Raw genomic sequence first — 17,730 nt, forward strand, 5'->3', positions numbered from 1 at the left:
CCCGAAATTTTTCCATAACACTTGTCTCTTATATTTCAGACATAGACACGATATAATACTTACAATTCCATTTTATATGCGATAAACTATTTAAATCGAAAGACATAAAAAGTTCACTTCCTATTTAGATAAATTTGGGCGGCGAACCAAAATTTATTTTAGCACTAGGAGGGGCTTTTTAGTATCGCGGAACCATTTACGAATAACATAGCGATTTTATTTATATAAAAAAGGTTTGCCTGAAAACGGCAAACCTTTAATCATTTAAAGCATAATGGCGGCCTTTAACTAAATATAAAACATTTTCCGCGATATTCGTCGCATGGTCAGCAGTACGTTCAATAAATCTTGCTACAAGAGAGAGCTGGGTAATTTGATTCATATACTCTAAGTTCTCAGGAATAATTTGCAAAAGCTCCTTAATTGCTTCACCATATAAATCATCTACTTCATCGTCTATTTCGGCTATTTTTCTTGCTAATGCAACATCTTCCTCATGGTAAGCTTTCAGCGATAAAGACAGCATTTCTGATGCCAGCTTGTGCATTTTTGTGATTTGTTCAAGCGGTTTTATAAGCGGTTCATTTCCAATTCGAATTGCTGATTTTGCGATGTTGACTGCGTTATCTGCCATTCGTTCGATATCAGCAGCTATTTTAATGGAAACAATGATTCTTCTTAGATCAATCGCAACGGGCTGCTGCTTTGCAATTAAAAGAATTGCAAAGTCATTAATTTCCTCTTCGAGCTGATCGACATTCACATCTTGCTCTAATACTTCAATAGCCAAATCGATATCCTGCTTTTCTAATGCGCGGATTGATTTGCCTAATGCAACTTCCGTCAAACTGCCGATTTCAATTAACTTGGTGTGTAACGTGTTCAAGTCAAGTTCGAATTTTTCTCTCATTTTTTTTCCTCCAACATGAACCGTGTTATTCAAAACAATTATTATCCGAAGCGTCCTGTAATATAATCTTCCGTCCGCTTATCTGACGGATTAGAAAAGATTTGGTCGGTTTCGCCAAATTCGATAACTTCTCCGTTTAAGAAAAAGGCAGTTTTATCAGATATACGTGCAGCTTGCTGCATGTTATGCGTTACAATAATAATGCTGTAATCTTTCTTTAATTCTTGAACCAATTCCTCAATTTTCAACGTAGAAATCGGATCAAGCGCTGACGTTGGTTCGTCCATCAAAATCACATCAGGTTCAATTGCTAAACAACGCGCAATACATAAACGCTGCTGTTGTCCTCCTGACAGGCCATACGCGTTTTCCTTCAACCGATCTTTTACTTCATCCCATATAGCCGCGCCTCTTAAACTTTTTTCGACGATTTCATCCAATATTTTTTTATCACGGATGCCGTGTATTCTCGGTCCATACGCAATATTGTCATAAATAGATTTCGGAAACGGGTTCGGCTTTTGGAAAACCATGCCGACTTGAGTGCGCAGTTCTTCAACACGATAAGATTTATCAAATATATTTTTTCCGCGATATAATATTTCACCGTTGATTCGAACGGATGGAATCAGCTCGACCATTCGATTCAATGTTTTGATATAAGTCGACTTTCCGCATCCAGAAGGACCGATGATTGCAGTTACTTCATTTTCATAAATGTCTAAATCAATGTTTTTTAGAGCTTGATCATCACCGTACCATAAATTTAAGCCGTTCGTTTTATAGACAATTTTCTTTTCATTCTTGTCTTCGCTATTTTGTTCATAAACGATTTCTTGTTCTTTTTTCAGTTCAGTTTTTTTCAATTCAGTAATTGCCAAAATAAAAACCTCCTTCATCCTTTTAGGAAAACCCATTTAATAACGCTTTTGAAATTTGTTTCGAATCAACACCGCAATCGAATTCATTACTATTAAGAAAATAAACAACACAATGATTCCGGCAGCTGCTACATTTTGAAATTCTGCTTGAGGTCGCGAAGCCCAATTGTAAATTTGAATCGGCATAACCGTATAGGAGCTTAATAAATTCTCTGGTAAATAGTTAACAAATACAAATGCACCCGCCACAAGAAGAGGGGCAGTTTCTCCAATAGCTCGTGAAAAAGCTAAAATGCTTCCGGTAAGAATTCCAGGAATTGCAGCTGGAAGAACAATTCGATAAATTGTTTGCCATTTCGTTGCTCCCATTCCATAAGAAGCTTCACGTAACTCTTTCGGAACCGAACGGATCGCTTCTTGTGCCGCCACGACAATAACTGGCAATATTAATAAACTCATCGTTAAACCGCCTGCCAAAATGCTTCTGCCTAAATCCATTCCCCGAACAAATACTGTAAGCCCCAACAAACCAAAAACAATAGATGGGACACCCGCCAAATTCGAAATATTCGCCTGAATAAAATTTGTAAGTTTATTTTTTTTCGCATATTCCTCTAAATAGATAGCTGTTCCTACACCAAGCAGGAGGGAAATTGGAATGACCACTCCCATAACCCAAATTGAGCCGACCAGGGCTGCTTTTATTCCTGATGCAGAAGCTCTCCTAGAGGCAAAATTTTGGAAAAACTCCGGTGTTACATAACTAATTCCTTGAGTGAATATTCGGTATAACAGAATAGCAAGTACTACTAAAGCGAAAATGGTAGATACAAAAAACAGTGTTTGAAAAAAACGATTTTTCATGGCCCTTTTGCCCATCATTTTTCGAACAACCGTTTGATCAATGTACTTCATGTTAATATTCCTCCCTGAATCGGCGCGAGATAAATTGAGCTAATAAATTCATCAGCATTGTAAAGACAAAAAGCGTGGCACCGACAGCATAAATGCTGTAATAGATTGTTGTTCCGTATCCCGCATCGCCCGTGCTGACTTGAACGATATAAGCCGTCATCGTTTGAATAGATTCAGTTGGATCAAACGTTAATTTTGGTGTGGCTCCTCCAGCCAATGTGACAATCATTGTTTCGCCAATCGCACGGGAAATTCCTAGTACGAACGAGGCAACGACTCCCGATGTGGCAGCAGGAAGTACTACTTTTAAAGCCACCTCAAATTTTGTCGCACCTAAAGCAAGTGCGCCTTCTCGAATGGAATTCGGAACAGAGCTCATCGCATCTTCTGAAAGGGAAGCAATCATCGGAATAATCATAATTCCAACAACAATGCCCGGGCTTAATGCATTGAAAAAGCCAATATCAGGGATCAATTTTTGCAAGAGAGGAGTAACAAACGTCAGAGCAAAAAAACCATATACAATAGTTGGAATTCCTGCCAAAACCTCTAAAATCGGTTTGATAATCCTTCTTGTCCGATCTGACGCATACTCACTCAAAAAAATAGCAGATGCAAGACCGACTGGAAGCGCAACAATCATGGCAATAACCGTTACTAAAAGCGTGCCAGAAACAAGAGCCATGATTCCATATGAGGCATCATCTTTTAAAAACGGATACCATTCTTTTTCAGTGATAAATTCAAAAAAAGAAACTCGTGAAAAAAACATGATTGTTTCTGTAGCAAGAGTAGCAATGATTCCGATAGTTGTTAAGATGGAAATAGCTGCTGCAACAAATAAAACGGCTGGGACCATTTTTTCCATAAAATCGCGCGTGGATTTTTTTGTTTTTTTCTCTTTGATCATTTCCCGAACCGATTTTCCTGCAGATAAAGCCATCATGAAAACCCCTTTCATGCCCATAGGAAGATGAGAAGCAAGGATGCTTCTCATCCAACCAGTCTATTTATTTTTATTTTAAACCTTCAAGCGTTTTTAACTGTTCATCATATTGCTCTTGCGGAAGTTTTACATAGCCAACTTCCTCTGCCAATTGCCCAGCGTTTTCCAAGGCAAACTTCACGTATTCATACACTTGCGGCTTTTCTTTTAATGATTTGTTGTTCACATAAAAGAATAGCGGACGGGAAAGCGGTTCATAAGTTCCTTTTTCAATCGTTTCATTTTTCGGCTCGACTGCTTCCCCTTTAGAGTTTACAATCGGCACAACTTTCAACTGGTCTTTATTTTCTAAATAGTATGCATAGCCGAAATAACCTATTGCATTTTTATCGTTAGCGACTCCTTTTACAAGTACGTTATCGTCTTCGGACAATGTCGCATCTTTTACAATCGGCTCACCGCCTAAAACAACTTCATCAAAATAATCATACGTACCGGAATCTGTACCAGGCGAGAAGTATTTAATTTTTTCATCCGGCCACTCAGGGTTGATGTCAGACCATTTTTTCGGCTCGCCTTTCCAAATTTTTGCTAAATCTTCGATCGTAAGTTTATCGACCCAGTCATTTTCTTTGTTTACAACAACGGATAAACCGTCAAAAGCAATTTTGAATTCTGTATATTCAATACCATTTTCTTCAGCAACTTTTTTCTCTTCGTCTTTAATTGGGCGAGATGCGTTAGAAATATCAGTTTCACCAGCTGTAAATTTTTCAAAGCCTCCGCCTGTTCCTGAAATTCCAATTGGAGCTTTTACATCAGGATGTTCTGCAGCAAATTCTTCAGAAACAGCTTCCATTATCGGACCAACAGTTGATGATCCATCAATAGCGATTTCACCTTCTAATTTTTGCTCGCTTGATCCGCTTTCTGAAGATGATTGCTGTCCGGAGTTTGAACCATTTGTGTTTGCATCATCCGAATTACCGCAGGCTGCTGTAAAAGCTAATACAGAACTGATCATAATGGATGACGCCAAAAATTTAAAATTTTTCATTCGGTTACTTCCCCCTATTATTTCGTGATCTCATCTTACGTATATAAGATTAACTTTCAAGTATTAAACAAGTTTTAATAGAATGTAAAGCTTTTGTAAAGCTTGTTTTTTGTGTGTATAAAGAACAGCTGATGCTGCGTAAACGGCATTCCGCATTTATTTTATCCCTTCTCTCCATCCGCTAGATTTGGCCTGTGTATGCGCTTTTCTTGTTTTAACGGGCGGTTGCTTTCTTTCAGCCTAATTTGTTTAACAAACAGATATATGAACGCATGGCCTGAACCTATTAAGAGCAATAAAAAAGGAATGGTTTTTGTTTCATTTGTCAAAGCAACTGTAAAAATAAAAAAGAGGATCGATAGGATTCTTCCTGCATTTAAAAAAATTTCTCGAACAACAATATATTCGATCCTTGCTTGCGCAATATTCCACCCTTTTCCAATCACATCATACGTGATCGAAGAGTACGGAACAAGCAAAATTGGATAGGCAATTCCGATTGCAATAGCATATATTAACAATCTTTCATAGGAAATTTGAAATAAAATGAGAAACAAGGAAAAGTATAGCATAAGCCCGCCGGCTAGAATAGCTTTTTTCCTCATTTTTTTCGTGATCCACCGAGAAGCCACAATATAAGTGAAAAAGGCTACGAAAGAATTTAGAAAACTAAATGTACCTAAAGCCATCTCACTTTTGGTCACGATGTATACAAACACATTAATGAAAAATGTAAATGTTCCTTCACGCAATCCTTGAAACACATGAGCGTTTGTAATTAATCTCCAATTTTTGTTTCTTTTTCTTTCTTGAATGATTTTCAATAAAATGTAATCTCCGTGAGCTTTTCTAGACGTAAAAAAGAAGCTCAACATGACAGCAACAGTAAATAACATTAACGAAACTGCAAAAATCACTTTATACCCAATAGTATTTGTAAGTCTTGAAATAATCAGACCAGCTAACATCGGTCCAACCATCCCTGAAAGGGAAGTTAATATCCCAAGAAAGCCATTAAAAAAGTCCCGTGTTTCCGGTTCAGTAATTTCAAATGTCAACACATTAAAGGCCAGCCAATAAAAACCGTAGCCGACGCCAATGATTGCACCTAACAAATACATGTAGTTGACAGCTTGATCTTTTAAAACTAAAACGGTTAGAAAAAATGCGGCTAAAAACGACACTCCTAGGCGAAGTACAACGACTCGATCAATTTTTTTGGATACTTTCCCAGCAATAATGAAAGCAAGCGGCTGAAAAATGACAATAAATAAATTGTATAATCCTAAATCAATCAATTCCCCTGACTGTTTCCATAAATAAACATTTACGAACGTATTCGAAAGTGCAATGCTTAATGAATAAAAACCGCCGATCATCAACAGCAGCATGAAATCATGGTCTGTTTTTCTTGATCCAATCCATTTTTTGACGTTTATCATATAAAACTCCCCTTTACTTGCTACTACTATTTTTCCTAGCTAAAGGGGAGTTATGTATAAAGAAAGGTGTTTTCGTTACCTTTCAGTGATCAGCCTCAAAAAAAAATGCACAGAAACCGCTGAAACACGAATTATGTCAGTCATTTCCAAAAAATAGTAGAGTAGAAAACTGATTTCAAGGGGCTGTCCAGAAAGTCAAATCCGTTTGTGTCGTCCCATAGGCTGACCAGTTTGGATTTTTCTGTGTTGATTTCAAGGTCTAGTTTCTCCACCAGTTGCCTGTCAGCTACCGAGCGTCCTGGCATTTACTCGAGTTGGACTTGCACCAACTAGCAGATAACAGCTTAGCTGGGCGCGACAAATAAAAAAAGGCTGAGATTCGAATATCTCAGCCTCTTGTAACAGTTTATTTTGCAGCGCTGTAGCGTTTTGCCACTTCATCCCAATTCACAACATTCCAAAACGCTGCAATATATTCAGGACGACGGTTTTGGTATTTTAAGTAATAAGCATGCTCCCAAACATCAAGACCTAAAATTGGAGTTTTCCCTTCCATAAGAGGATTGTCTTGGTTTGGAGTGCTTGTAATTTCAAGCTCGCCGTTGTTTACAACCAACCATGCCCAGCCGGAGCCAAAACGACCAGCAGCAGCTTTAGCAAATTCTTCTTTAAAAGCTTCAAAACTTCCAAATTTTTTGTTAATTGCTTCTGCTAATTCTCCAGTTGGCTCGCCGCCTCCATTCGGTGAGAGGATGGTCCAGAACAAGCTGTGATTTGCATGTCCTCCACCATTATTTCGAACAGCTGTACGAACAGATTCAGGAACAGCGTCTAAATTAGAGATTAAGTCTTCTACACTTTTAGATAAAAGTTCAGTTTGACCTTCCAAAGCAGCGTTCAAGTTCGTCACATATGTGTTATGATGTTTTGTGTGGTGAATCGTCATTGTTTCTTTGTCAATATGAGGTTCCAATGCATCATAGTCGTATGGCAATTTAGGTAATTCATAAGCCATAATGAATCTCCTCCTTAATGATTAATATGTACTAAATGCTTTCTGCCTTGAAGCTTTCATATTCAGATTACCAAACTTATTAAAATGATGCAATTAATGTGCAATTAAAAAAGCGGTTACATTATTCGACTAATTTTATGGACCCTGCAGGATTCGAACCTGCGACCGGACGGTTATGAGCCGTCTGCTCTAACCAGCTGAGCTAAGGGTCCTTTTTCAAACACATAAGTAAATTATCACTAAATAGCTGTTGAAGTCAATGGCTAATTTAGAATATTGTATAAAGAAAATGAATGATCATCAACAGCTGAATCAGCCCTTTTGCTACTGTGCTCGCCAACAACCCCAATAAAGAACCGACTCCAACCTTTACAGCCTCGCTAAATGTTTTGCGGTGTACGAGAAGCTCTGCCGCAACAGCCCCTAAAAAAGGTCCTAAAATAATGCCAACAAACGGGATGATAAATGGCCCGGCAATTAAACCAATCGTACTTCCCCATCCGGCTGCTTTACTTCCACCAAACCGTTTAACTCCTACCATATTTGCCAAATAATCCGATAGGAATAAAAGAATGATGAACATACTTTCAACAACCCAAAATGAAATGGTTAACTGGCTGAAGCTAAAACAAATTCCATAGATAAAAAAGGCTGCTACAATCAATAACGCTGACGGTAAAATGGGGAAAATCAGCCCGACAAAAGATAAGATAAAAAGAGCAATGATCAAAATCCAAATGATTACATCCATTTGCTTATCCTCCTAGAAATTAGAAATCAATGAACAATTTAATCCACTTGAAACGATTATTGACGGTATCCTAAAACAGCTTCCGCAATATTCACCGAGTGGTCGCCAATTCGTTCTAAGTTGCTGATAATATCTACATATACTATTCCGCCTTGTCCGGTACAAATCCCTTCATTAATGCGGATAATATGTTTTTTGCGTAAAGTGCGTTCCATTCTATCGATTTTTTCTTCAGATTTCAATACTTTTTTTGCTAATACAACATCGTTATCATCTAAAGCGTTGATCGCATCCTTCACATTTTGCAAGGTAATTTCAAACATTTCCAATAAATCTTCCAATGCCTGCTCAGTAATGGTGACTTTATTATTATTTTTATAATCAATAAGCTCCACTATATTTTCAAAATGGTCGCCGATTCGTTCAATATCTCGAACAGTATCCATTAAAATGGAATGTCGACGCGAATCATTTTGCGACATATCTTTTCCAGAAATCAATACGAGATAATCTGTTATTTTCCTATCTAAATTATTGATCGCCTCTTCAAGCTGCATCGCCATTTGTGCGTGCTTCTGCTGATTTGTCATCAAAAATTGTCTCGTTTCCTCTAGCCCTAATGATGCATATTGACCCATCCGAAGCACTTCTTCCTTCGCTTGCCCTAAAGCAATGGTTGGTGACTGTTCAATAAAAATTGGATCCAAATGCTTCGCTTTATACTCTATCGCTAAATCTTCACCAGGTATAACTTTTGTGACAAGCAGTGCAAGTGCACCGATGAACGGCGCTTGAACGATCGTATTGACAACATTAAATATTCCATGAGCAAAGGCAATGGTCATTTCAGGATTTAAATACAAATGGGCTTGCAATGATTCGATAAAATATTTGAAAATTGGTAAAATAATTAGAAAAATTGCCGTTCCGATTAAATTAAACATTACATGCGTCAAAGCAGCCCGTTTAGCAGCAATCGATGCTCCAATTGATGCCAAAACTGCTGTGATGGTTGTTCCGATATTATCACCGAATAATAAAGGCAGCGCAGCGTTGAGATCAATTAACCCTTGTGAAAACATCATTTGCAAAATCCCAATCGTCGCACTTGAACTTTGAACGATGATTGTAAAAACGGTTCCAATTACAACGCCAAGCAGCGGATTTGCACTTATGCTGACAGTCAAGTCATGAAAAATTTCTAATGATCTTAACGGCTTCATGCCGTCTCCCATCAATTCAAGCCCAAAAAACAAAGCGCCAAATCCAAAGATCACCTGCCCGATGCTGTTTATTTTTTTGTTTTTAGAAAAAAATAAAAGAACAGAACCTATAAATAAAATTGGCAAGGCATACGCTTCGATATCGAATCCGATAATAAATGCCGTAACAGTCGTTCCGATATTTGCTCCCATGATCACGCCTATTGCTTGCTTTAAGCTCATGAAGCCGGCAGAAACGAGACCAACCGTTAAAACAGTTGTACCGCTGCTTGATTGAATTAACATTGTCACAAACATCCCAGCAAAAATACCCATAATAGGGTTTGTCGTAAACTTATCCAAAATATCTCGTAATTTATCTCCGGAGAATTTTTGCATACCTTCTCCCATACTTTTAATCGCAAATAAAAAAATTCCAATCCCGCCAAGAAATTCAAATAATATTTTTTGAACATCTACATCCACTCGTTTCACCTCCTTATTTTTCCAAATATATTAACGGTTAAATCATTTTTGAAAAAGAAACGTTTACATTTCCCATTACCAAATTCCTTCAAATCCAATTTTTTTATTTTGCAATCGGTGCAGGCTCCTGCAGCTTCTGTCTATAATAATGGACGAAACCGATATGCCCCGCAAATAAAATTAATTTTTAACATGTTCCTCCCACACATGTTACTTTTATATTTTAAATCATTAGCATTGCATAAATATAGTTAGAATTTTCTGTTAATTAGCTTTTGTGAATTTGTGCCAAAAAGACAAAACCTAAAGAAAGGTGGCACTGCCCATTTGGTAAATATATACAGTTAAACCAGAGCGACAACGACAAAAGGGAGATTATGGACTGGCTCGCCCATCAAATTTTCGCAACCAAACATAAGCTGGTTTCCACAGAGCTCTCTTTAACCAACGAGTAATTCGAAGTAGGGATTTCTTACTTTTCATCTCCAATTGAATGAGAACATGTAAGCAATACGTGATCAGGGCTAAGAAAATTTGATTTTGAATAGCTGTTTCACTCATTCCATAAAAGTGCTTAATTTCTACGTGTTGCTTGAGCCATTTGAAAAAGAGTTCAATAGCCCAGCGAGATCGGTAAATATCACTTATCTCTTCTGGTTTTAAATCAAATCGGTTGGTGATGAAACGAAGTAAGTTCCCTTTTGTGTCCATAACTTCTAGTAGACGATAGACATTTTCAGTACGATTTTGTGTGGTACCAATGTAGACCATTTTATCGGATAGAACGTGACAATCATCAGGAAGTGAAAATGTATAGACTTCACGAATGACTGCGTTTTTCTTCAGTCTTGAAACGAAGAAATAGCCATCATCTGTCATCCGGTCAAAACGTTCATAGTCCACATAACCGCGGTCAAACACATACATGGCTTCTTGATCATCCACTAGGACTTCGAGTTGATTTCGGTCATGTTCTTTTGCTGTCGTAATCACTGCTTTTTCAGGATAGACGGTGTCTTTATCCATGAAAACGAGCCGTAAGTGTAGCTTTACACCAGCTTTTGTTTTCCGGAATTTTGCCCATTTATAATTGGTCAAGTTCAACGGGAGTGTACTTGAATCAATGATTTTCAGTGGCATATTCTTTCCGTTTTTATAATGGTACCGTTGAATTTTCCAAACAAGATCCAAGAACAAATTTGCAAGAATTAGTGGGTGGATCTGATTGTTTTTTCGGGATAGCTGAGAGGCACTTATCGATTCAAATCCGAGTGCTTTTTGAAGATCTTCGTCTACAAGTGCATCACTCATTTCCTCTAAGCTCTTAAATTCGAGCAGCTGGGCTACCAATAAAAGTTTAATATAGGCTTCTGTTGTCAGCTTTTTTGTGTAATAGTCCTGTTTCAATTCTTTGACTTGTTCGCTAAGTTTTTGAATATTTATGGGTGAAACCCATTTACCAAATGATGAAATTAGTGTATTCTTGTCCATAACTCTTATCCTTTACGATTGGATTTGGACAGGAACCACCTGTACTTCCATTGTAAAGGATTTTTTTGTTTCGAAATCAATAAAAAATTGAACATTCTTAGTATTTTGAATCATCAGATTTAATTACTGCAACGCTAGTGATTTTAAATTTAACAAAAAAATTTTACATTTTGTTCACAATTGTTATTCTTATTGCCGAATCGCCTATATAACTTATTTTCATTATTTTTGTTTCATTGGTACAATCAAATAGAAATGTTATAAAAGGAAGTGTTTCGATCAATGAATTTATTTGTCCTCCTTTTTAAAAGCATATACTCTCCAAAAACAATCGCTCTTACTAGATTTCAAAAAATCGGCAAACCCATTCTTTATGGATTTTTATTGGCCTTTCTTGCCGCCCTGCCCAATTGCATATATTTAAACTTAGCTATTGTAAATGCTATAAACGGGCTTGACCAAACGATAAATGAAAAAATCCCTGAATTCACCATTCATAACGGAACTTTAAAATCCGAGGAAAATGCGGTTGTGAAAGCAAAGCATGATCAATATACAATTATTTTTGACCCAAAAGGAACTTTCACAAGGGATGACTTGAAATGGCAGGAAAACGTCATCGGCATCTTATCGAATGAATTTGTTTTCGTTTCCAATGGCACAATGCAGCAGCTCGAGTATAACTTTTTTCAGGAAACAGAGATAACAAAAGAGGATTTGACAGCTGCCATCAAACAGCTGTCTGAAGTTGCTCCGATTATCATTCCCGTGATATCTGTCACACTATTTGCGATGTCAGCCACTTCTAAATTTGTGGAAATTACGTTTTTAGCTATTGTCGGGCTGTTGTTTAAAAAGAGGATGGGAAAAAGATTAAATTTTAAACAGCTTTGGACTATTTCAGCCTACAGCGTCACGCTTGCAACCGTGTTTTTTGCCATTATGAACTTTTTTCTCATCGATATATCCTTTGCTCTTTATATAAACTGGTTTGTACATATAACTGTTTTATATCTTGTATTAAAAGAAATCCCGAGCCCGAAACAACCAATAAAAGCTGCATAAAAAACCCCTTAAGGCAGAATTTCCAACTCTGCCTTAAGGGGTTATTAACACTATGATTTAAACTGAAATTTGTTTGTAGTGGACTTTAGAGATTCGGACAGTTCCATTAAAGTTAGTCCAATAGCATGGGTTTCGCGAATTTGTTCCATCTGTACTTTTGCGACAGATTGCATTTGCTCTGCACTGGCAAACGTTTCTTGAGAGACTGATAAAAAATTTTCAGCAGATTGCTCCATTTTAGGGAGCCAATCATCTAAAGTATGTAAGCTGTGTCTTGTTTCAGACAATATTTCATTCACTTTTCCAATCTCATCTACTAGTTGATCAAATGAAAGCCGCGATTTACCTGCAACTTCTAAATGGTTTTGCACAAGCTCCAAAATTAGCTTAAACTGCTGATAAGCGCTCTGAGAAATATCATCCATCATTTTTACAGACTGTGCTATGTCTTCCGTCGCTTTGGATGACTGTTCAGCCAATTTTCGGACTTCCTCAGCAACGATAGCAAATCCTTTGCCTTCTTCTCCAGCTCTTGCTGCTTCAATTGTTGCATTTAATGACAATAGCTTTGTTTTCTCAGATATTGCATATATCATTTCCACAACCTTTTCAATCGCCGTCGAATGATCTCGAACACTTTGGATCGTTTTAGACATAGTTTTGCATTCTTTTTCAAAGCGATTTAACGATTCGATCATCTGTCTCATATTTTGTTCTCCCGTGTTGGCTGATCGGTTCATGCCCTGTGCGCTTGAGAAAAGGCGCTCTATTCTCTCCAGCACAGTTTGAACTGTATTTTTCATGGAATGAAATACTTTTGCGCTTTCTTCAGAGCTTGAAGCTGTTTGCTGCGCACCGTTTTTCACCATTTCAATCGCTTCAACAAGATTCGTATGTAATGTTAATACGTCATCAGAAGAATGTTTAAGCTTCCGGCCTGTCGAAAACAAATTTTCTGTTGTGGTATTAATCCTTTGAATCATCATCCCCAAATAGCCTGCCAATTGCTTAAAGCTTTTGATGAGCGAAAGGATTTCTGGAAGATTTGTATTTATGTTTAAATCAAGCTGAATATCTCCTTCACGCATTTTTCTCATTTTTTCCCTCAAAATCGTCAACGGTTTTGTCATACTTCTGACAGCTAAAAACAATATTCCCATCATAAAAAAGACGCTGATTATTCCAATCCAGATTGTATTGTAAGCTAGTTCATGCACAGGCTTTATAAAACTTTCTGTCGGAACGGCAAGCAAAAAAATTCCTTTCAATTCCTGCATTTCTTTAAAGGCCAACGTATAATCTTGTCCATTGAAAGATTTATGAATAATTCCGCTATTTTTTTTCGTTATTTCCTTTACAATTGCAGTTGGGATTTGAGTTTTTGTTTTAACGCTAACCGAAAATGGTGTGGCCTTTTCATTTCGAACGAAAAAAAAGTCAGCATTTAAACCGTCCTGAATCAGCTGGGAGGATTGCCTTTGAACGACTTCTTTATCAAATCTTTCGAAAAAATCATCAGAGCTATTTACATAAGCATACAGAAGATTGCTGGCAGCAATCTCTGTCATATATACTTCCCTTTTTAATCGATCCTCTATCAAATTAAAAGTTGTTTCACTTGCTTTTTGGTAAGCAGTATAACCGACAACAGTTATCGAACTAATAAGAAGTATGAGCGCAAACAAAATCAATCTTACAGATAGAGGTATTCGCTCTCCTATCGACATGTTCTTTCTCTTCTTTTTCACTATTATGATTTCCCCCTTTATAAGCTTAACAGCATTATGACAAAAGATTATTAAGGGAATTTAAAGTTTTTTTATTTTTATTGTAAATTCCTCCACATTTTGCTACATACTATTTTCCAATCATTTTTAAATACGTATAGGAGTAAACATTGAACGAGCGACAACATAAAAAATAAAAGCTTAAACAACAACTGTTCATTGCCAATCCACAAGCTAAAAACAACCGGTCCGAGCGCAACCCCTAAAAAACGCGCCATCCCGTATAAGCTAACTACAATCCCTCTTTCTGCATCATCAACACTTGATATAATCAACGAATTAATAACCGGCAGCACAAAACCTAAGCCGCCAAATGAAATAGTGATAAAAAACAAAAATAGCGAAAACTGTTGAAAAATCAAAAAACTGAAAAATGATAAAAACGTCATGAACATCCCTACCAATAAAAAAAGAAAACGGTTTTTTACATAGTCCAATCGCTTTCCTGTCCAATAAGACGATATAGATAATGCGCCTAACGGAAAAGAGTATACAAATCCTTTAAAGAATCCATCGATATGATATAACTCTTCAATTAAATAGGCTAAGTAATACAGCAGCCCAAAAAGCAAAAACATACTTGTACCGCCATACAGGTAAAGAGATAACAATCGCACTTTTTGCACCTTTAACACATCAGCTATTCTTTGCACATATTCGTGAAGCGATATTTTTTCCTCGCCTGATGGAGAAGTCTTTATAAAAAAAAGAATGAAAAAAAGCAAGAGAGTTCCAATAATAGGGAAAAGAATGAATGGAAAATACCATGCTACAAGGGCTAACAAAGCCCCTAAAATGGGAGCGGCTACTTTTGCAGTTCCGTTGAACACTTCTAAAACGGCAAGAGCTCGATCCCGTTTTTCGTCCGTAAACATGTCTCCTGCTAATGACATGGCTAGAGACGATATTCCTCCTGTGCCAAGCCCTTGCACCAAACGTCCAGCTAACAATGTCCAAAAAGCAATAGATTTGTTGACAAAACCGCTGAAAAAACAGATAGCCCCCCCTATGATCAGCAATAAAAGCGACCATAAAATAAATGTTTTTCGGCCGTAACGGTCGGAAAGGAAACCTACGATTGGGATGATGATCGCTGCAGGTATATTAAATATGCTTAAAATAAAGCTCGTCTGTGCAGCTGTAATTTCAAGCGCTTGTCCAAACTCCGGCAATATCGGGATCAGCATCGAATTTCCTAGCACCATCATAAACGGAAGCATCCCTAATAACATAATGATGATATGCTCTCTCATATTTATCTCCCTTCGTTTACTCGAATTTCGAATTGATGCATGAATTCATTGTTGACAGCAGGGAATGCGTTAAACCGAAGAATATCTTGGACGTTTTCAAAATGCTCTTCGATCGTAAAGCAGCTTCTACCCTTTAGGTTTAACTGAGCTTCCCTCTCGCATTAATTCAGACACTGCTTCAACTTGAACAATATTTTCGGAAAGAATAGCTGGAAAGGATCTGAATTCATAAATTTGAGCCCTCATTGCTTGAAAACTTCAATCTATATAAATTTTCCATTCAAGAAGACAGAAAGATCGAAAAAAGCAGCGAACTCGCTTTGCAACAGCTTCAGCAGCTTGTCTCAAGCGAGAAAAGAGATGTTGATTTCTCCCCAGGTCCTCCGAACTTGCTAACTTTTCACTTGTGTATGCCAGCAAAGACATAATTGGTATGTTTGTACATAAAAAACATATATGTTAATAAAGAACAAAACGGGGGAACATAGAGATGAAACGTTTATTTTCTGCTTTACTAGTTATCTTTTTCAGTTTTGTTATTTATTATGATTTAAAAAACGGTACATTACCTGTATCTTCCATACAAAATGAACCGCATGCTGAAGAACAATTTATGGAGGTAAAAGTGAAGGAAGGAGATACGGTTCTTTCCATTGTTGAAAAAATACACAATAAGCCTGTTCCAGCAAGCATTGAAGAGATTATTAAAGATTTTGGGGAATTAAATTCAAATGAAGATGTGTACAGTATACAAGCAGGAAAAACATACAAATTCCCCTTATATAACAATTAGTTAAAGTTTTTAATTCTTGTCATTGCTTGGCTATGATTGGTACAATATCATAGGATGGCAAATGTTCCATCAAACGTATTTATATTTAAGGAGCGATAAACGTGGGCGAAATCACACATCGTACGAAAACACGTCCAGTCAAAGTAGGCAACATTCAAATTGGCGGAAATAATGAAGTAGTCATTCAAAGCATGACCACAACGAAAACGCATGATGTTGAAGCCACAGTAAAAGAAATTCACAGACTGGAAGAAGCAGGTTGTCAAATCGTTCGTGTTGCTTGTCCTGATGAACGGGCTGCAAATGCAATTCCAGAAATCAAAAAACGCATTAACATTCCTCTAGTTGTCGATATACATTTTGATTACCGGCTCGCTTTAAAAGCGATTGAAGGCGGAGCAGATAAAATACGGATTAACCCGGGGAACATCGGGCGAAGGGAAAAAGTAGAAGCTGTTGTGAAGGCTGCGAAAGAAAGAAACATTCCAATCAGAATTGGAGTAAACGCCGGTTCACTTGAAAAAAGGATTTTAGAAAAGTACGGCTATCCTACTGCTGACGGAATGGTTGAAAGTGCATTGCATCACATAAAAATTTTAGAGGATCTTGATTTTCACGATATTATCGTTTCTTTAAAAGCGTCTGATGTACGGCTTTCAATCGAAGCATATGAAAAAGCTGCAAAAGAGTTTGATTATCCGCTCCATTTAGGGATTACCGAATCTGGCACTTTGTTTGCGGGAACAATCAAAAGCGCTGCCGGCCTTGGAGCCATTTTAAGCAAAGGCATCGGCAATACTTTGCGTATATCATTAAGCGCTGATCCCGTCGAAGAGGTGAAGGTTGCCCGGGAATTGCTGAAATCATTCGGCCTGGCTGCCAATGCAGCAACACTTATTTCATGCCCTACATGCGGAAGAATTGAAATAGATCTCATTAAAATCGCGAATGAAGTCGAAGAATATATTTCAAAAATTCGTGCGCCAATCAAAGTAGCTGTTTTAGGATGCGCAGTAAACGGTCCAGGCGAAGCGAGAGAAGCCGATATTGGAATTGCTGGTGCACGAGGCGAAGGATTGCTTTTTAGAAAAGGAAAAATTGTTCGGAAAGTTCCGGAAGAAACAATGGTCGAAGAATTAAAAAAAGAAGTGGATTTAATCGCTGAAGAATATTTCAAAAAACAAGAAAAGGAAAAAGTTTAAAGCTTGGAGCAGATGCCCCAAGCTTTTTGTTTTTGTTAAAAAAACGGTAATACGAAAATTCCAAGCAGCAAGGAAACGATACCTATTCCGATCGCCCATGCTCCCAGATTTTCCGCACCGCGCCGACGGGCGATAAACCCTATAATGATACCCGATGCTCCTAATAAAACGGGCAAAACAAATAAAGAAATAATCGATAGTGCCAGCGCCAGCCATCCTAAATTGCGGCCGCCAGCTTCATCGGCGTCATTATTATAATTATATGTTTCATTTGTATTTCTAGATTCAACTGCTCCAGCTTCTGCTGCGGTTTCTTCTAGATAATCTCGGTTTTCATTATTCCGGTTTTCAAAATTTCGGTTTTCCTGAATGGCATTTATTTCAGTTGATTTGCCGGCATGTGGGAAATTTTTGTTTGCCATTGCCATATCCCTCGCTTTCAAAAGATAGGAGCATTTATAGTATAAGCAAATCAATTCCCATTATTATGGAAATGTTTTCAAATAGGATCTAATGTTGGATCAGAGGACGGGA

Annotated in this window: 16 protein-coding genes and 1 tRNA gene; 3 read left to right on the plus strand and 14 right to left on the minus strand. The window is 37.5% G+C overall.

What is annotated here, in order from left to right; translation table 11 throughout:
* Positions 1–256 precede the first annotated feature (256 nt).
* From phoU to NST97_RS06905, 11 genes are all read right to left on the minus strand, one after another.
* Positions 257–910 (minus strand): phosphate signaling complex protein PhoU, encoded by a 654-nt coding sequence (gene phoU, locus NST97_RS06855; protein ID WP_063388079.1) that lies wholly within the window; start codon positions 908–910, stop codon positions 257–259.
* Between the two features lie 41 nt (positions 911–951).
* Positions 952–1,743, minus strand: a complete 792-nt coding sequence (gene pstB / locus NST97_RS06860; RefSeq protein WP_269467022.1) for a phosphate ABC transporter ATP-binding protein PstB — start codon at positions 1,741–1,743, stop codon at positions 952–954.
* 84 nt (positions 1,744–1,827) lie between these two features.
* Positions 1,828–2,706, minus strand: coding sequence for a phosphate ABC transporter permease PstA (gene pstA, locus NST97_RS06865; protein ID WP_341343065.1), 879 nt, complete (start codon positions 2,704–2,706; stop codon positions 1,828–1,830).
* Position 2,707: 1 nt separating this feature from the next.
* The gene (gene pstC / locus NST97_RS06870) at positions 2,708–3,649 is read right to left on the minus strand and encodes a phosphate ABC transporter permease subunit PstC (protein ID WP_063388077.1); all 942 of its coding nucleotides are present in this window, start codon (positions 3,647–3,649) and stop codon (positions 2,708–2,710) included.
* A 73-nt stretch (positions 3,650–3,722) separates the two neighbouring features.
* On the minus strand, positions 3,723–4,709 hold the full coding sequence (locus NST97_RS06875; protein WP_341343066.1) for a PstS family phosphate ABC transporter substrate-binding protein: 987 nt from the start codon (positions 4,707–4,709) through the stop codon (positions 3,723–3,725).
* A 161-nt stretch (positions 4,710–4,870) separates the two neighbouring features.
* Entirely contained in the window at positions 4,871–6,151 is a 1,281-nt protein-coding gene (locus NST97_RS06880) for an MFS transporter (protein WP_341343067.1), read from the minus strand.
* Positions 6,152–6,557: 406 nt separating this feature from the next.
* Positions 6,558–7,166, minus strand: a complete 609-nt coding sequence (sodA, locus tag NST97_RS06885; RefSeq protein ID WP_063388074.1) for a superoxide dismutase SodA — start codon at positions 7,164–7,166, stop codon at positions 6,558–6,560.
* A gap of 138 nt (positions 7,167–7,304) precedes the next feature.
* Positions 7,305–7,378: transfer RNA gene (locus NST97_RS06890), tRNA-Ile, on the minus strand.
* 56 nt (positions 7,379–7,434) lie between these two features.
* Positions 7,435–7,917 (minus strand): DUF456 domain-containing protein, encoded by a 483-nt coding sequence (locus NST97_RS06895; RefSeq protein ID WP_341343068.1) that lies wholly within the window; start codon positions 7,915–7,917, stop codon positions 7,435–7,437.
* 56 nt (positions 7,918–7,973) lie between these two features.
* Positions 7,974–9,605 (minus strand): Na/Pi cotransporter family protein, encoded by a 1,632-nt coding sequence (locus tag NST97_RS06900; RefSeq protein WP_066247567.1) that lies wholly within the window; start codon positions 9,603–9,605, stop codon positions 7,974–7,976.
* A gap of 375 nt (positions 9,606–9,980) precedes the next feature.
* Positions 9,981–11,096 (minus strand): IS4 family transposase, encoded by a 1,116-nt coding sequence (locus NST97_RS06905; protein ID WP_339210175.1) that lies wholly within the window; start codon positions 11,094–11,096, stop codon positions 9,981–9,983.
* A gap of 282 nt (positions 11,097–11,378) precedes the next feature.
* Between NST97_RS06905 and NST97_RS06910 the strand changes: the two genes are divergently transcribed.
* Positions 11,379–12,161, plus strand: a complete 783-nt coding sequence (locus NST97_RS06910) for a DUF1189 domain-containing protein (RefSeq protein WP_144596783.1) — start codon at positions 11,379–11,381, stop codon at positions 12,159–12,161.
* Between the two features lie 50 nt (positions 12,162–12,211).
* Here the strand turns inward: NST97_RS06910 and NST97_RS06915 are convergent, their stop codons facing one another.
* On the minus strand, positions 12,212–13,909 hold the full coding sequence (locus tag NST97_RS06915; RefSeq protein WP_341343069.1) for a methyl-accepting chemotaxis protein: 1,698 nt from the start codon (positions 13,907–13,909) through the stop codon (positions 12,212–12,214).
* Positions 13,910–13,986: 77 nt separating this feature from the next.
* Positions 13,987–15,201, minus strand: a complete 1,215-nt coding sequence (locus tag NST97_RS06920) for an MFS transporter (RefSeq protein WP_339193073.1) — start codon at positions 15,199–15,201, stop codon at positions 13,987–13,989.
* 490 nt (positions 15,202–15,691) lie between these two features.
* On the opposite strand from NST97_RS06920, the gene NST97_RS06925 reads away from it, so the two are divergent.
* Positions 15,692–15,994 (plus strand): hypothetical protein, encoded by a 303-nt coding sequence (locus NST97_RS06925; protein ID WP_341343070.1) that lies wholly within the window; start codon positions 15,692–15,694, stop codon positions 15,992–15,994.
* 95 nt (positions 15,995–16,089) lie between these two features.
* Positions 16,090–17,196 (plus strand): flavodoxin-dependent (E)-4-hydroxy-3-methylbut-2-enyl-diphosphate synthase, encoded by a 1,107-nt coding sequence (gene ispG, locus NST97_RS06930; RefSeq protein ID WP_341343175.1) that lies wholly within the window; start codon positions 16,090–16,092, stop codon positions 17,194–17,196.
* Between the two features lie 35 nt (positions 17,197–17,231).
* Here ispG and NST97_RS06935 read toward each other — a convergent pair whose 3' ends face one another.
* Positions 17,232–17,618, minus strand: coding sequence for a hypothetical protein (locus NST97_RS06935; RefSeq protein WP_063388067.1), 387 nt, complete (start codon positions 17,616–17,618; stop codon positions 17,232–17,234).
* Between the last annotated feature and the right edge of the window lie 112 nt (positions 17,619–17,730).

The organism is Aeribacillus sp. FSL K6-1305, from assembly GCF_038050115.1.
In the GTDB taxonomy this organism is placed as follows: domain Bacteria; phylum Bacillota; class Bacilli; order Bacillales; family Aeribacillaceae; genus Aeribacillus; species Aeribacillus composti.

What these genes read in the sequence shown, in the direction of transcription:
- phoU (WP_063388079.1), bottom strand. Translation starts at nt 910, where the DNA reads ATGAGAGAAAAATTCGAACTTGACTTGAACACGTTACACACCAAGTTA.
- pstA (WP_341343065.1), bottom strand. Translation starts at nt 2,706, where the DNA reads ATGAAGTACATTGATCAAACGGTTGTTCGAAAAATGATGGGCAAAAGG.
- pstC (WP_063388077.1), bottom strand. Translation starts at nt 3,649, where the DNA reads ATGGCTTTATCTGCAGGAAAATCGGTTCGGGAAATGATCAAAGAGAAA.
- NST97_RS06875 (WP_341343066.1), bottom strand. Translation starts at nt 4,709, where the DNA reads ATGAAAAATTTTAAATTTTTGGCGTCATCCATTATGATCAGTTCTGTA.
- NST97_RS06880 (WP_341343067.1), bottom strand. Translation starts at nt 6,151, where the DNA reads ATGATAAACGTCAAAAAATGGATTGGATCAAGAAAAACAGACCATGAT.
- sodA (WP_063388074.1), bottom strand. Translation starts at nt 7,166, where the DNA reads ATGGCTTATGAATTACCTAAATTGCCATACGACTATGATGCATTGGAA.
- NST97_RS06895 (WP_341343068.1), bottom strand. Translation starts at nt 7,917, where the DNA reads ATGGATGTAATCATTTGGATTTTGATCATTGCTCTTTTTATCTTATCT.
- NST97_RS06905 (WP_339210175.1), bottom strand. Translation starts at nt 11,096, where the DNA reads ATGGACAAGAATACACTAATTTCATCATTTGGTAAATGGGTTTCACCC.
- NST97_RS06910 (WP_144596783.1), top strand. Translation starts at nt 11,379, where the DNA reads ATGAATTTATTTGTCCTCCTTTTTAAAAGCATATACTCTCCAAAAACA.
- NST97_RS06920 (WP_339193073.1), bottom strand. Translation starts at nt 15,201, where the DNA reads ATGAGAGAGCATATCATCATTATGTTATTAGGGATGCTTCCGTTTATG.
- NST97_RS06925 (WP_341343070.1), top strand. Translation starts at nt 15,692, where the DNA reads ATGAAACGTTTATTTTCTGCTTTACTAGTTATCTTTTTCAGTTTTGTT.
- NST97_RS06935 (WP_063388067.1), bottom strand. Translation starts at nt 17,618, where the DNA reads ATGGCAAACAAAAATTTCCCACATGCCGGCAAATCAACTGAAATAAAT.